This is a genomic window from Microbacterium sp. WHRI 7836, from assembly GCF_040223885.2.
Taxonomy (GTDB): domain Bacteria; phylum Actinomycetota; class Actinomycetes; order Actinomycetales; family Microbacteriaceae; genus Microbacterium; species Microbacterium oxydans.
Map to the genome: position 1 here is coordinate 918,718 of NZ_CP168171.1, position 14,637 is coordinate 933,354.

The following is a 14,637-nucleotide window of genomic DNA, read 5'->3' on the forward strand; positions in this document are numbered from 1 at the left end:
CCTTCCATGTCGATGGTGCAAGCGCCACTGCCGGCCACGGAAGCGGAGTCCCCCTCCGCTCCCGTGGCCGGCGGCCGGAAGCGACGCGGTCTCTCGATCGTCGCGGCCCGCCCCTGGCTCCTTCTCGCGCCCGGGCTGGCCATCCTCGCGGTGCTCATGCTCTGGCCGCTCATCCAGGTGTTCATCTACTCGCTGCAGGACTACGGTCTGCGCGAGATCAACACCGGGGAGAACAACTGGATCGGTCTCGACAACTACGTCGAGGCGCTCACCAACCCGACTCTCTGGACGGTGGTGCTGCCGAACACCGTCGGGTTCGCCGCCGTGGCCGTATTCGTCACGGTCGCCGTCGGCACGCTCGTGGCGCTGCTGCTCGCGCGGCTGGGCACCACCTGGCGCGTCATCGTCTCCAGCTGCATCATGGTCGCGTGGGCGATGCCCGCGGTGACCGGCACGTATGTCTGGACCTTCATCTTCGATGCCGACCGCGGCATCTTCAACACCGTCCTGCGCGACCTCGGCCTGATGGACGATCCCGTGAACTGGTTCACGAACCAGTGGTCGTTCTACGCCATCGTGCTCCTCAACGTCGTACACCACGGCTTCCCGTTCGTCGCCATCACGGTGCTCGCCGGCCTGCTGGGCGTCTCGAAGGAGATGCTCGAAGCCGCAGCGCTCGACGGCGCGGGCGCCTGGCGCCGGTTCTGGAAGATCATCTTCCCCACGCTCAAGCCCGTGTTCTCGGTCGTGATCATCCTCTCCACCATCTGGGACTTCAAGGTCTTCGCGCAGGTGTACCTGATGCCCGGTGGTGGCGGTGGCAACCGTCAGGTGCTGAACCTCGGCGTCTGGTCGTACGTGGAGTCCTTCGGCCAGAACCGGTACGGCTTCGGTGCGGCTCTCGCCGTGCTGCTCACGCTGGTGCTGATCGGCATCACGATCGTCTACATCCGCTCCCTCATGAAGGAGGACGAGCTGTGAACCCGCGTCCGAGGCTCCGCTCCCGCATCGGAATCGGGATCGCGGTCGCCGCCGTCCTGATCTTCACCCTCTTCCCCGTCTACTGGATGGTCTCCAGCGCCTTCGACGGCAAGGCGTCCAGCGGTGGACAGTCGCTCCTCCCGCAGGAGTTCACGTGGGACAACTTCGCCTTCGTGCTCACCGACGGCGGATTCGGCACGTACCTGCGCAACTCGGCGATCGTGGCGCTCGTCACGGTGCTCGTGAGCGCTCTGGTGTGCCTGCTCGCCGCGGTCGCGGTCGCGCGCTTCAAGTTCAAGTTCCGCACCACGATCCTGATGATGATCCTGATCGTGCAGATGGTGCCGCTCGAAGCGCTCGTCATCCCGCTGTTCCTGCAGGTCAAGAGCCTCGGTCTGCTCAACAGCATCCTCGGCCTGATGGTCGTCTACGTCGCGCTCTCCCTCGCCTTCGGCATCTGGATGCTCCGCGGCTTCGTCGCCGCCGTTCCCGTCGAGCTCGAAGAGGCCGCCTACATCGACGGTGCGAGCTGGTGGCGGATGTTCCGCTCGGTGCTGCTGCCGCTGGTCATGCCGGGCCTCGTCGCCACGAGCATCTTCAGCTTCATCACCGCATGGAACGAGTTCATCTTCGCGATGACCATCCTGGGTGCGCAGACCGACCAGTACACGGTCTCGATCGGTCTGAAGTCGTTCTTCGGCCTGCACTCCAACGACTGGGGCAGCATCATGGCCGCGTCGACCATCATCACGGTGCCCGTCATGATCTTCTTCGTGCTGGTGCAGCGCAAGCTCGCCTCCGGCATGGTGGCAGGAGCGGTGAAGGGATGACCGACGAGCTCGAACGTCTCGCGAACGGCGTGCTGTGGCCGGGCTTCTTCGGCACCGAGGCGCCCGCGTGGCTGCGCGACGAACTGCGTGAAGGGCTGGCCGGAGTCGTGTACTTCGGGCAGAACGTCGGAGAGGGCCTGCCTGCGCTGAGCGCCCAGATCCTCGACGCGAACCCGAATGCCCTGATCGGCATCGACGAGGAGGGCGGCAGCGTCACCCGGCTCGAGTCCGCCACCGGGTCGACGGTTCCCGGTGCCGCGCAGCTCGGCCTGCTCGACGATCTCGTCGCCTCGGAGGAGACCGGAGCGGAGTTGGCACGTCGTGTGCGTGCGGTCGGCGCCAACGTCGTGCTCGGTCCGGTCGCCGACGTGAACACCGACCCCCGCAACCCGGTCATCGGCGTTCGCGCGTTCGGTGACGACGAGGCGCTCGTCTCCCGGCACGTGGTCGCGACGATCGACGGCATCCAGGACGGCGCGGTCGCGGCGTGCGTGAAGCACTTCCCGGGTCACGGCGACACCCACATGGACTCGCACCACTCGCTTCCCGAGATCACGCTCGACCTCGAGGAGTTCGAGCGTGTGCATCTGGAGCCGTTCCGCGCAGCGATCGATGCGGGCGTCGATGCCGTCATGACCGCTCACATCGTGGTCCCGGCTTGGGGCGAGCAGCCGGCCACCCTCAATCCGCGTGTGCTCGGCATGCTGCGCGACTGGGGCTACGACGGCGTCATCATCACCGATGCTCTCGACATGGCGGCCATCCGCGAGACGGTCGGACTCGGCGGGGGAGCGGCCATGGCCCTCGCCGCCGGAGCCGACCTCCTGTGCATCGGAAACCCGACCAACCCGGGCGATGCGGCTCTGCCCGACCAGGACGAGCAGGACTTCCGCGCGGCGAGAGACGGGATCGTCGCGGCTCTCCGCGACGGCTCGCTCCCGCGTGAGCGCGTCGAGGAGGCAGCAGCCAGGGTCGCTGCGCTCGCGACCAAGCTCCGCTCCGCTGCGGCCGCGGTAGAAGCCACGCAGGAGCCCACAGGCGACTTCGACGCCGCCGGGATCCTGCGCCGAATGGTGACGATCTCCGGAGGTACTCCCGAGGTGTCGACGGAGCTCGCCGTCATCGATGCGCGACGCCGATCGACACTGGCGGTCGACAGCGCGGGTTCGTACGTCGCGAGTGCGCTCGCGGAGGAGGGCCTGCGCGTGCGTCTCGACGTGGCGTCCGCGCCGCTGTCCGAGCAGGACCGGGTGCTCGACGAGATGGCGGCCGCGGCGGCCACAGCCTCCGCGACGACCGTGCTCCTGATCGACCGGCCGGACACCGACGCCGCGCAGCGGGCACTCGTCGAACGTGCTGCCGTGCGCGATCCGCACGCTGTGGTCGTCAACGTGGGGCTTCCGACGGCGCAGCCGTTGCCCCTGCCGACCGTGGAGGTCGCCGCAGCCAGTAGGCTCGGTGCCCAGACGGCGCGTGAAGCACTCCTCGGACGCTTCACGGCGCAGCAGAGGATGACCAGCGCCGGCTGAGACAGGACCCTCCATGGACGATGACGTTCTCGCTCTGGTGCGGCGCTCCCTTCCCAAGGTGAGCGCCGCAGAGGCGCGCGTCGCGGAGAAGATCCTGGGCGACCCGACCCTGGTCGTCGACCTGGCGATCAACGACCTCGCCCAGCTCTGTCAGACCTCGCTCTCGACGGTCGCCCGCTACGCCCAGTCCCTCGGATACAGCGGCTACCGCGAACTCAGGGTCGCGGTCGCCCGCGCGATCACCCTGGAGCAGGCGCAGCAGGCACGGTTCGGTCTGGACACCACCGCGATCGACCCCGACGACGGTCCGAGCGCGATCGCCGCCAAGCTCGCCGCCCAGGAGATCGACGCGATCGAGAAGACCGCGCTCGCCCTCGACGCGGCCGCGCTCGACAGGGTCGCCCGTGCGGTCGTCGATGCCCGGCACATCGATCTCTTCGGCCAGGCCGCGTCATCGCTGACGGCGCAGGACCTGCAGCTGAAGCTGTCGCGCATCGGCTGCTCCGTCTCGCACTCGGCCGACCCGCACCTCGCGGTCACGACGGCTTCGCTGCGCAGTGCCGCCGACGTGGCGATCGCCTTCTCCCATGGCGGCGAGACCACCGAGACACTGCGTGCCCTCGAGGTCGCGCGCGACGCCGGTGCGCTCGCGGTCGCGGTCACCAGCGCTGCGGACTCGCCTGTGGCACTGGCGGCCGATGTCGTGCTGCTCACGCACGCGCACGAATCCCCCTTCCGGATGGCCGCGATGTCGAGCCGCATCGCACAGCTCGCGCTCGTCGATGTGCTCTTCGTGCGGGTCGTGCAGCACCGCGGGGAGCCGGTCGCCGTCTCGCTGCAGCGCACTCACGACGCGGTCCCGGCGCGCCGTCGCAGCTGAGGCCGGCGCGAGAAGCACCGGTGCGAGAAGGCAGGCTCGAGAAGGCTCAGTCGACGTGGTCGCGGGTGCTGACCAGGGCGCGGGTCGCGATGCGATGTCCGCGCGCGAGGCTCCCCGTCAGCGAGAGGCCGGTGAGCACCCCGGCGAGGAAGCCGGCCGCGAAGGCATCGCCTGCGCCGATGGTCTCCACCACGGGCGCGTCGAGCGCGTCGCTCTCGGCGGTCTCGGTGCCGTCGAACGCCACGGCACCGCTCGCGTCGGTGATGAGCAGATGGCGCGGGTGGGGGAACAGGGCGCGGATCCGCTGCGGCTCGCTCGTGCCGAACACGGCCTCCGCGTCGGGTCGGGTGCAGAACACGATGTCGGCGCGGGATGCGAAGTCCGCGACGATCCTGCGGCCCTCGGCCTCGCGTCCGAGCCAGAGCGCGGGTCGCCAGTTCACATCGAAGCTGAGCAGGCGGCCGGGGCGTCGCTCCGTGAACAGCGCTTCCTGGGCGGCGAGGGCTGAGGCCGACAACGCGGGTGTGATCCCCGAGGTGTGCACGAGCGCCGCATCGCCGAGGAGTGCGGATGCCACCGGCGTCGTGAGCGTCCGGGGCGACAGGGACGCGGCGGCCGACCCGGCGCGGTAGTAGTGCATGGTGCCGTCGACGGCACCGTCCTCCCGTGCCGACAGCTCCTTCACGTAAAGCCCGGTGGGTGCGTCGCCGTCGACCTCGACCGCGGAGTCGTCGACGCCGTGGGCACGCAGCTCAGCGGTGAGGAAGCGCCCGAAGCCGTCGTCACCGACGCGGGAGAGGACCGACGCGTGCACACCTGCCGACGCCAGAGCGATCGCGGTGTTCCACTCCGCCCCGGCGAGGGAGCGGTGGAAGGTCCGGCAGTCCTCGAGCGGACCCGCGGTGGCGGCGACGAGGGCGACCATGCCCTCTCCGAAGCAGACGGCGAGCGGAGTGGTGTCTGGCACGATCTGGACACTACCGGATCGATGCCGGTCCCGCCGATATCGGATTGCAACCTGGATGCGTTTGGTATCTGAGGATCTGCTGGGTACCGTCGAGTCATCACCGTCACCGAGGCGAGGAAGCCTCGGGACGCGCAAAGAAGCGCCCGACAGGGAAGGTCACACAATGCACCAATCAGTCAAGCGTCGGCGAGGACTCATCGCCGTAACCGGAGCCACGATCGCGGCGCTCGCGCTCGCCGGCTGCGTCGCCAGTGAGCGTGGCGACGAGGGCTCGGAAGGATCGGGCGACGTCGACGGGACGTTCGTGTTCGCTGCGTCCTCGGACCCGGCGAGCCTCGACCCCGCCTTCGCGCAGGACGGCGAGAGCTTCCGCGTCTCGCGCCAGATCTTCGAGGGTCTCGTCGGCACCGAGCCCGGCACCGCCGACCCGGCACCGCTGCTCGCCGAGTCGTGGGAATCGTCCGAAGACGGCATGTCGCACACCTTCGAGCTGAAGAAGGACGTCACGTTCCAGGACGGCACGCCGTTCAACGCCGAGGCCGTCTGTGTGAACTTCGACCGCTGGTTCAACTGGACCGGTCTCGCGGCTTCCGAAGCCTTCGGGTACTACTACAACAAGCTCTTCAAGGGGTACGCCTCCAACGCGGCCGACGCCGTCTACAAGTCCTGCACCCCCGACGGCGAGAACTCGGTGACGATCGAGCTCAACAAGCCGTTCGCCGGCTTCGTCGCCTCGCTCTCGCTCCCGGCCTTCGCCATGCAGAGCCCCTCGGCGATGCAGGAGTTCGGTGCGGATGAGGTCAGCGGTTCCGCCGAGGCCCCGCAGCTGTCCGAGTACGCCATGGGCCACCCGGTCGGCACCGGCCCCTACGCCTTCGACGAGTGGGCGCCGGGCGAGCAGGTCACGCTCAAGTCCTACGACGGGTACTGGGGCGAGAAGGGGCAGATCGACGAGATCATCTTCCGCACGATCGACGACCCGACCGCACGCCGCCAGGCGCTCGAATCCGGCTCGATCGACGGCTACGACCTCGTCGGACCGGCCGACACCAAGGCTCTCGAGGACGACGGCTTCACCATGGTGTCGCGCCCGCCGTTCACGATCCTGTACCTCGCCTTCAACCAGGCGGTGCCGGAGCTGCAGGACCCGAAGGTGCGTGAGGCGCTCTCGTACGCGGTCGACAAGGACGCGCTGATCAGCCAGGTGCTGCCGGAGGGCACGCAGAAGGCCATCGAGTTCGTCCCCGAGGTCGTCAACGGCTACAACCCCGATGTCACGACCTACGACTACGACCCCGAGAAGGCGAAGTCGCTGCTGGCCGAGGCCGGCTACACCGAGGCGAACCCGCTGAAGCTCACCTTCAACTACCCGGTCAACGTCTCGCGTCCGTACATGCCGGACCCCGAGCAGATCTTCACCGTGCTGTCGTCGCAGCTGTCAGAGGTCGGCGTCGAGACCACCCCGGTCTCGGAGGAGTGGGTCGAATACCTCGACCGCACCACCGGCACCTCGGACCATGGCATCCACCTGCTCGGCTGGACCGGTGACTACAACGACACCGACAACTTCGTCGGCGTCTTCTTCGGTCAGCAGAGTTCCGAGTGGGGCTTCGACAACCCCGAGCTGTTCCAGAAGCTGAACGAGGCGCGCGGCGTCTCGAACCTCGAGGACCAGACGGCGCTGTACGAGGAGATCAACGAGATGGTCGCCCAGTTCATCCCCGGTGTTCCGCTCGCGCACCCGGCGCCGACCCTGGCGTTCGACCCGCGCGTGAAGAGCTACCCCGCCAGCCCGGTGAACGACGAGGTCTTCACGGACATCGTCCTCACCAAGTAGGCCTGACCACTTGATACGTCGTTCCCCGGTCCCACCCCTTCGGCGGGACCGGGGAACGACGTACCTTCTGATCGACGGAGATCTTCGTGCTGCGCACCATCGGCAGGCGACTGCTGTTCCTCATCCCCACCCTGTTCGGGCTCAGCATCCTGCTGTTCGCCTGGGTCAGGGCCCTTCCCGGCGGCCCCGCGGTCGCCCTGCTCGGCGAGAAGGCCACACCCGAGGCCGTCGCCAGAGTCAACGAGCTCTACGGCTTCGACAAGCCGCTCATCGAGCAGTACTTCATCTGGATCGGGCGGCTCCTCCAAGGAGACTTCGGAACCTCCATCCAGACCAACCGTCCGGTGACCGAGGAGTTCATGCGGCGCTTCCCCGCGACGCTCGAGCTCAGCGTGATGGCGCTCATCTTCGCGGTCGGCATCGGCATCCCGCTCGGATACTGGGCCGCCCGCCGCCACGGCAAGTTCACCGACCACGCATCCGTGGTGCTGAGCCTGATCGGCATCACCATCCCGGTGTTCTTCCTCGCCTTCATCCTGAAGTACGTCTTCGCGGTGCAGCTGGGCTGGCTGCCGTCGGACGGACGACAGAATCCACGAATAGACGCGACCCATCCCACCGGGTTCTATGTGTGGGACGGCATCATCACCGGAGAGTTCGATGCCGCATGGGATGCGATCCTGCACCTGATCCTCCCGGCGCTCGCGCTGGGTACGATCCCGCTCGCGATCATCGTCCGCATCACCAGGGCCAGTGTCCTGGAGGTGCAGAACGCGGACTACGTGCGCACCGGTCGGGCCAAGGGTGTCGGTGCGCCGACGCTGCGCAACCGCTTCATCCTGCGCAACGCCATGCTCCCGGTGATCACCACGATCGGCCTGCAGACCGGGCTGCTGATATCCGGGGCGGTGCTCACCGAGACGGTGTTCGCCTTCCCGGGTATCGGCTCGTTCCTGGCGAGGGCGATCTTCACCAGGGACTTCCCCGTCCTCCAGGGGTTCATCATCTTCATCGCGATCGCGTACGCGCTGATCAACCTGGCGGTCGACGTCTCCTACAGCTTCATCGACCCGAGAGTGAGGGTCCAATGATGTCCCGCTCCATCGTCCGAAAGGAGGCGGTCGCATGACCATCGCACTCCCGCCCGCCCAAGGTCCCTCGGCGGAGAGCGGCGGCAGCATCGACACCGTCGCCATCGCCCAGGCCGACCTGAAGAACGGCTCCGGCGGCTTCTGGCAGGATGTGTTCCGCCGCCTCCGCCGCAATCCGACGGCATGGATCGGCGCGGCCATCGTGGTGGCGTTCCTGCTCATCGCCGCTCTCGCACCTCTGATCGCTCCCTACCCGGAGACGGCGCTGCCCGGCGCGAAGTACATCACGCCGACCTACATCCCGGGGCCGGGAGAGCTGCCGCAGTTCCCGCTGGGCCTCGACCGCTTCGGCGGCGACGTGCTGTCCAAGCTCATCTGGGGTGCGCAGGCATCGCTCATGATCGGTGTCATCTCCACCGCGATGGGCCTGGTCGGCGGCATGATCCTCGGGTTGCTCGCCGGCACGTTCGGCGGATGGGTGGACACGCTCATCATGCGCATCGTCGACATCATCCTGTCGGTGCCGAACCTGCTGTTGGCCGTCTCGATCGCTGCGATCCTCGGGCAGACGCCCTTCGCGATCATGATCGCGATCGGGGCGTCGCAGGTGCCGATCTTCGCCCGGCTGCTGCGCGCATCCATGCTGCAGCAGCGCTCCAGCGACTACGTGCTCTCGGCGCAGACGCTCGGTCTCGGCCGCGGCAAGATCACCATGTCGCACGTGCTGCCCAACGCCATCGGCCCCGTGATCGTGCAGGGGACCCTGACGCTCGCCACCGCCGTGATCGATGCGGCGGCGCTGTCGTTCCTCGGCCTCGGCGGAGGCCGCCCGGAGACGGCCGAGTGGGGGCGCATGCTCACCTACGCACAGGCCGAGCTCGCCATCGCACCCTGGCTCGCCTTCCTGCCCGGCATCTGCATCGCCGTCACGGCGCTCGGCTTCACCCTGCTGGGTGAGGCGCTGCGCGAGGCGATGGACCCACGGACGAGGGCGCGATGAGCGCCGCGAAGGAGAAGCAGATGTCGACCGAGCCGTTGCTGTCGGTCCAGGGCCTCGCCGTGGACTTCGCCACCATGGACGGCGTCGTGCACGCGGTCGAGGGCGTCGACCTCGAGATCCGTCCCGGTGAGACGGTCGCGATCGTGGGAGAGTCCGGTTCGGGCAAATCCACCACCGCGATGGCCATCATCGGGTTGCTCGCCGGGGGAGGCCGGATCGCCTCCGGCAGCATCCGCCTCGACGGGAAGGAGATCTCCCGAGCGCCGGAGAACGAACTGCGCACGATCCGCGGCCGCGACATCGGCCTCGTGCCGCAGGACCCGATGTCGAACCTGAACCCGGTGGCGAAGATCGGCACACAGGTGGCGGAGACGCTGCTCGCGCACGGCCTCGCCACGCGGCAGAACGTGCAGGCGAAGGTGGTCGAGGCCCTGACTGCCGCAGGGCTCCCTGATCCGGCGCGGCGCGCGAAGCAATACCCGCACGAGTTCTCCGGAGGCATGCGCCAGCGGGCGCTCATCGCGATCGGTCTGGCCTGCAAGCCGCGCCTGCTGATCGCCGACGAGCCCACCAGCGCCCTCGACGTCACCGTGCAGCAGACCATCCTCGATCAGATCGGGCAGATGACGCGCGAGCTGGGAACGGCGGTGCTGCTCATCACCCACGACCTGGGACTCGCTGCCGAGCGCGCGGAACGGGTGATCGTGATGCACCGCGGCAAGGTCGTGGAGCAGGGCGACGCCCGGCAGATCCTGGAGGATCCGCAGCATCCGTACACGCAGTCGCTCGTGAAGGCGGCACCCTCGGTGGCGGCGGCCCGTCTGCGGCCGGAGGCGTTCCGGGTGCAGGAGCCGGTGGACTCGGCGACGGACGCTTCGACAGGATCAGCGACCCCCGGGGTTCCCGGCTCCCAGGGCTCGTCGAAGGGCAACATCGTCGAGATCGAGAACCTCACCAAGGTCTACCCGGTACGCGGCCGCGGGGAGGACTTCGTCGCGGTCGACGACGTGTCGCTGGTGATCCCGCGCGGGGAGACGGTCGCGATCGTGGGGGAGTCCGGTTCGGGCAAGACCACGACCGCGCGGATGCTGCTCAAGGTGATCGAGCCCACGAGCGGGCTGATCCGCTACGAGGGCAAGGACATCGCGTCGCTGAGCCGGGCGGAGACGAAGGACTTCCGTCAGCGGGTGCAGCCCATCTTCCAGGACCCGTACTCGAGCCTGAACCCGATGTTCACGATCGAGCGGCTGATCGCCGAACCGTTGGAGTTCTACAAGCGGGGGAGCACTGCGGATCGTCGCAAGCGCGTGCGGCAACTGCTCGACGACGTGGCGCTGCCGCAGTCCATGCTGCGTCGCTACCCGTCCGAGCTCTCGGGCGGTCAGCGGCAGCGCGTCGCGATCGCCCGTGCGCTCGCGCTCTCGCCCGATCTGATCGTGTGCGACGAGCCCGTGTCGGCGCTCGACGTGCTCGTGCAGGATCAGATCCTGAAGCTGCTCGGCGACCTGCAGAGCGAGTACGGCCTGAGCTACCTGTTCATCTCGCACGACCTCGCGGTGGTGCGCCTGATCAGCGACTACGTGTGCGTCATGAAGGACGGGAAGCTGGTGGAGGCCGCGACCTCGGAGGAGATCTTCACGAACCCGCGCGACCCCTACACGAGGCGTCTGCTGGCGTCGATCCCGGGCAACGAGCTGAACATCGCCTCCTGAGGCCCCGTTCGCCGACACCCATCCCGCCCGCCGAGACCCATCGCCGCAGACGTCTGCGGCGATGGGTCTCGGCGCTGACGGTGGGTGTGGACGACTCCGGCGGGGTGCCAATACCGCAGGTTCGAAGATTGGTCAAGGATTGCGCTTGCCATGTCGCAGAATCGTGCGTATAGTTGGTAGTTGCGCTCGCTTCTCCCTGCCCTCATATGGTGGTCGGCATCTGTTGAGTTCCCGGGCGCACACTCCACCTGACGACAAAGGAATCGAGAAGCCCTGCGGGGCTCACGGAGGTTATTCCCTTGGCTGCTGCTCGCAACGCATCCACATCCACCACCACCAAGAACGGACGCGGAGCTTCCCGTCTTTCGTTCGCCAAGATCTCCGACACGCTGACGGTCCCTGACCTTCTCGCCCTGCAGACCGAGTCCTTCGGTTGGCTGGTCGGCAACGACGCCTGGAAGGCGCGCGTGGCCGAAGCCAAGGCCGCCGGTCGTACCGACGTGAACGAGAACAGCGGCCTCGGCGAGATCTTCGAGGAGATCTCTCCGATCGAGGACCTCGGCGAGACGATGCAGCTGTCGTTCACGAACCCGTACCTCGAGCCGGAGAAGTACTCGATCGAGGAGTGCAAGGAGCGTGGCAAGACCTACGCCGCTCCGCTGTACGTCGAGGCCGAGTTCATGAACCACCTCACGGGTGAGATCAAGACCCAGACGGTCTTCATGGGCGACTTCCCGCTCCAGACCGACAAGGGCACGTTCATCATCAACGGCTCCGAGCGCGTCGTCGTCTCGCAGCTCGTGCGCTCGCCGGGTGTCTACTTCGACAAGACCCCCGACAAGACGAGTGACAAGGACATCGTCTCGGCGCGCGTCATCCCGAGCCGTGGTGCATGGCTCGAGTTCGAGATCGACAAGCGCGACCAGGTCGGCGTGCGCGTCGACCGCAAGCGCAAGCAGTCCGTCACGGTCTTCCTCAAGGCGCTGGGCATGACCAGCGAGGAGATCCTGGCCGAGTTCGCCGGCTACACCTCGATCGAGGAGACGCTCGCGAAGGACACGATCGTCACGAAGGAAGATGCTCTCCGCGACATCTACCGCAAGCTCCGTCCGGGCGAGCAGGTCGCAGCCGAGGCCGCGCGTGCGCTTCTCGACAACTTCTACTTCAACCCGAAGCGCTACGACCTCGCCAAGGTCGGTCGCTACAAGATCAACCACAAGCTGGGCCTCGACCAGCCGCTGACCTCGTCGGTGCTCACCGTCGAGGACATCGTGGCCACGATCAAGTACCTCGTGCGTCTGCACGCCGGCACCGAGGAGACCTTCACCGGTATCCGCGGCGGCAAGAAGGCCGAGATCCGTCTCGCGACCGACGACATCGACAACTTCGGTAACCGTCGCATCCGCGCGGTCGGCGAGCTCATCCAGAACCAGGTCCGCACGGGTCTGTCCCGCATGGAGCGCGTCGTCCGCGAGCGCATGACCACGCAGGACATCGAGGCCATCACGCCGCAGACCCTGATCAACGTGCGCCCCGTCGTCGCCGCGATCAAGGAGTTCTTCGGAACCTCGCAGCTGTCGCAGTTCATGGACCAGAACAACCCGCTCGCGGGTCTGACGAACAAGCGTCGTCTCTCCGCGCTCGGCCCCGGTGGTCTCTCGCGTGACCGCGCCGGTGTCGAGGTCCGTGACGTCCACCCGTCGCACTACGGCCGCATGTGCCCGATCGAGACTCCTGAAGGCCCGAACATCGGTCTGATCGGTGCGCTCGCGACGTTCGCGCGCATCAACTCGTTCGGCTTCATCGAGACCCCGTACCGCAAGGTCGTCGACGGTGTCGTCACCGAGCAGATCGACTACCTGACGGCTTCCGAAGAGGTCGACTTCAACATCGCGCAGGCCAACGCCCCGCTCGATGCCAAGGGTCGCTTCGTCGAGAGCCACGTCCTGGCACGCCCGAAGGGCGGCAGCGGCGAGGTCGACATGTTCCTCCCCGAGGACATCGGCTACATCGACGTCTCGCCGCGCCAGATGGTGTCCGTCGCGACCTCGCTCGTCCCCTTCCTCGAGCACGACGATGCGCAGCGCGCCCTCATGGGTGCCAACATGCAGCGTCAGGCCGTGCCGCTGCTGCGCAGCGACTCGCCGCTCGTCGGAACCGGTATGGAGGGCTACACGGCCATCGACGCCGGTGACGTGATCACCGCCGAGAAGGCCGGTGTCGTCTCCGAGGTCTCCGCGGACCGCGTCGTGGTCATGCTCGACGAGGGCGGAACGCAGGAGTACCACCTGCGCAAGTTCGACCGCTCGAACCAGGGCACGTCCTACAACCAGAAGGTCGTCGTCAACGCCGGTGAGCGCGTCGAGGTCGGAGAGGTCATCGCCGATGGCCCCGCCACCGAGAACGGCGAGCTGGCCCTCGGGAAGAACCTCCTCGTCGCGTTCATGACATGGGAGGGCTACAACTTCGAGGACGCGATCATCCTGAGCCAGGACCTGGTGAAGGACGACACCCTCTCCTCGATCCACATCGAGGAGTACGAGGTCGACGCCCGCGACACCAAGCTCGGCAAGGAGGAGATCACCCGTGACCTCCCCAACGTCAGCCCGGAGCTGCTGAAGGACCTCGACGAGCGCGGCATCATCCGCATCGGTGCCGAGGTCCGCCCCGGCGACATCCTCGTCGGCAAGGTCACGCCGAAGGGTGAGACCGAGCTGTCGGCCGAGGAGCGTCTGCTCCGCGCGATCTTCAACGAGAAGAGCCGCGAGGTCCGCGACACGTCCCTGAAGGTGCCTCACGGCGAGCAGGGCACGATCATCGCGGTCAAGGAGTTCAACGCCGAGGACGGCGACGACGAGCTCGGCTCCGGCGTCAACCGCCGCGTCGTGGTCTACATCGCCCAGAAGCGCAAGATCACCGAGGGTGACAAGCTCGCCGGCCGTCACGGCAACAAGGGTGTCATCGCGAAGATCCTCCCGATCGAGGACATGCCGTTCATGGCGGACGGCACCCCGGTCGACATCGTCCTGAACCCGCTCGGCATCCCGGGTCGAATGAACTTCGGCCAGGTGCTCGAGACCCACCTCGGGTGGATCGCGAAGCAGGGCTGGAAGGTCGAGGGCACACCGGAGTGGGCAGTGCGTCTGCCGGAGCAGGCCTTCGAGGCAGCCCCCGGCACGAAGGTCGCGACCCCGGTGTTCGACGGTGCGAGCGAGGAGGAGATCGCAGGTCTCCTCGACGCGACCATCCCGACCCGCGACGGTGTCCGTCTGATCGACTCCACCGGAAAGGCCCAGATGTTCGACGGCCGCTCCGGCGAGCCGTTCCCGGCCCCGATCTCGGTCGGCTACATGTACATCCTGAAGCTGCACCACCTGGTCGACGACAAGATCCACGCACGTTCCACGGGTCCCTACTCGATGATCACCCAGCAGCCGCTCGGTGGTAAGGCGCAGTTCGGTGGACAGCGCTTCGGTGAGATGGAGGTGTGGGCCCTCGAGGCCTACGGCGCCGCGTACGCGCTCCAGGAGCTCCTCACGATCAAGTCCGACGACATCCTCGGCCGCGTCAAGGTGTACGAGGCGATCGTCAAGGGCGAGAACATCCAGGAGCCGGGCATCCCCGAGTCCTTCAAGGTGCTCATGAAGGAGATGCAGTCGCTCTGCCTGAACGTCGAGGTCCTCTCGGCCGACGGCACGCTGGTCAACCTCCGCGACACCGACGATGAGGCGTTCCGCGCCGCAGAGGAACTCGGTATCAACATCTCCAGCCGCTTCGAGGCCGCCTCGATCGACGAGATCTAATCCTTCG

Annotated in this window: 10 protein-coding genes; 9 read left to right on the forward strand and 1 reads right to left on the reverse strand. The window is 67.4% G+C overall.

The window, feature by feature from the left end; translation table 11 throughout:
• Positions 1 to 6 precede the first annotated feature (6 nt).
• Genes ABRP18_RS04345 through ABRP18_RS04360 form a run of 4 tightly spaced genes read left to right on the forward strand, consistent with a single transcriptional unit; the run spans position 7 to position 4,220 of the window.
• Positions 7 to 981, forward strand: a complete 975-nt coding sequence (locus ABRP18_RS04345; protein WP_058630487.1) for a carbohydrate ABC transporter permease — start codon at positions 7 to 9, stop codon at positions 979 to 981.
• The gene (locus ABRP18_RS04350; RefSeq protein ID WP_017828171.1) at positions 978 to 1,811 is read left to right on the forward strand and encodes a carbohydrate ABC transporter permease; all 834 of its coding nucleotides are present in this window, start codon (positions 978 to 980) and stop codon (positions 1,809 to 1,811) included. The genes ABRP18_RS04345 and ABRP18_RS04350 overlap by 4 nt, the downstream gene beginning before the upstream one ends.
• Positions 1,808 to 3,340, forward strand: a complete 1,533-nt coding sequence (locus ABRP18_RS04355) for a glycoside hydrolase family 3 N-terminal domain-containing protein (RefSeq protein WP_046747340.1) — start codon at positions 1,808 to 1,810, stop codon at positions 3,338 to 3,340. The genes ABRP18_RS04350 and ABRP18_RS04355 overlap by 4 nt, the downstream gene beginning before the upstream one ends.
• Before the next feature lie 13 nt (positions 3,341 to 3,353).
• Positions 3,354 to 4,220: a MurR/RpiR family transcriptional regulator gene (locus tag ABRP18_RS04360; RefSeq protein ID WP_046747341.1), complete on the forward strand. Its 867-nt coding sequence runs from the start codon at positions 3,354 to 3,356 to the stop codon at positions 4,218 to 4,220.
• 46 nt (positions 4,221 to 4,266) lie between these two features.
• On the opposite strand, the gene ABRP18_RS04365 is transcribed toward ABRP18_RS04360, so the two are convergent.
• Positions 4,267 to 5,187, reverse strand: a complete 921-nt coding sequence (locus tag ABRP18_RS04365; protein WP_349885610.1) for a sugar kinase — start codon at positions 5,185 to 5,187, stop codon at positions 4,267 to 4,269.
• Positions 5,188 to 5,350: 163 nt separating this feature from the next.
• Between ABRP18_RS04365 and ABRP18_RS04370 the strand changes: the two genes are divergently transcribed.
• The 5 genes from ABRP18_RS04370 to ABRP18_RS04390 all read left to right on the forward strand — a co-directional run bounded on the left by ABRP18_RS04370 (position 5,351) and on the right by ABRP18_RS04390 (position 14,630).
• Positions 5,351 to 7,024, forward strand: a complete 1,674-nt coding sequence (locus ABRP18_RS04370) for an ABC transporter substrate-binding protein (RefSeq protein WP_058630490.1) — start codon at positions 5,351 to 5,353, stop codon at positions 7,022 to 7,024.
• Between the two features lie 86 nt (positions 7,025 to 7,110).
• Positions 7,111 to 8,115, forward strand: a complete 1,005-nt coding sequence (locus tag ABRP18_RS04375) for an ABC transporter permease (protein ID WP_058630491.1) — start codon at positions 7,111 to 7,113, stop codon at positions 8,113 to 8,115.
• A 34-nt stretch (positions 8,116 to 8,149) separates the two neighbouring features.
• Positions 8,150 to 9,115: an ABC transporter permease gene (locus tag ABRP18_RS04380; RefSeq protein WP_349885611.1), complete on the forward strand. Its 966-nt coding sequence runs from the start codon at positions 8,150 to 8,152 to the stop codon at positions 9,113 to 9,115.
• Positions 9,112 to 10,827 (forward strand): ABC transporter ATP-binding protein, encoded by a 1,716-nt coding sequence (locus tag ABRP18_RS04385; protein ID WP_231728803.1) that lies wholly within the window; start codon positions 9,112 to 9,114, stop codon positions 10,825 to 10,827. Before ABRP18_RS04380 ends, ABRP18_RS04385 begins: the two co-directional genes overlap by 4 nt.
• Before the next feature lie 299 nt (positions 10,828 to 11,126).
• Positions 11,127 to 14,630 carry a DNA-directed RNA polymerase subunit beta gene (locus tag ABRP18_RS04390; RefSeq protein ID WP_061017158.1) on the forward strand — a complete coding sequence of 1,168 codons (3,504 nt, stop codon included), beginning with the start codon at positions 11,127 to 11,129 and terminating at the stop codon, positions 14,628 to 14,630.
• The last annotated feature ends 7 nt before the right edge of the window (positions 14,631 to 14,637 follow it).

Bases quoted from the DNA above. Each gene is read 5' to 3' on its own strand.
- ABRP18_RS04355 (WP_046747340.1), top strand. From the start codon at position 1,808: ATGACCGACGAGCTCGAACGTCTCGCGAACGGCGTGCTGTGGCCGGGC.
- ABRP18_RS04360 (WP_046747341.1), top strand. From the start codon at position 3,354: ATGGACGATGACGTTCTCGCTCTGGTGCGGCGCTCCCTTCCCAAGGTG.
- ABRP18_RS04385 (WP_231728803.1), top strand. From the start codon at position 9,112: ATGAGCGCCGCGAAGGAGAAGCAGATGTCGACCGAGCCGTTGCTGTCG.
- ABRP18_RS04345 (WP_058630487.1), top strand. From the start codon at position 7: ATGTCGATGGTGCAAGCGCCACTGCCGGCCACGGAAGCGGAGTCCCCC.
- ABRP18_RS04370 (WP_058630490.1), top strand. From the start codon at position 5,351: ATGCACCAATCAGTCAAGCGTCGGCGAGGACTCATCGCCGTAACCGGA.
- ABRP18_RS04380 (WP_349885611.1), top strand. From the start codon at position 8,150: ATGACCATCGCACTCCCGCCCGCCCAAGGTCCCTCGGCGGAGAGCGGC.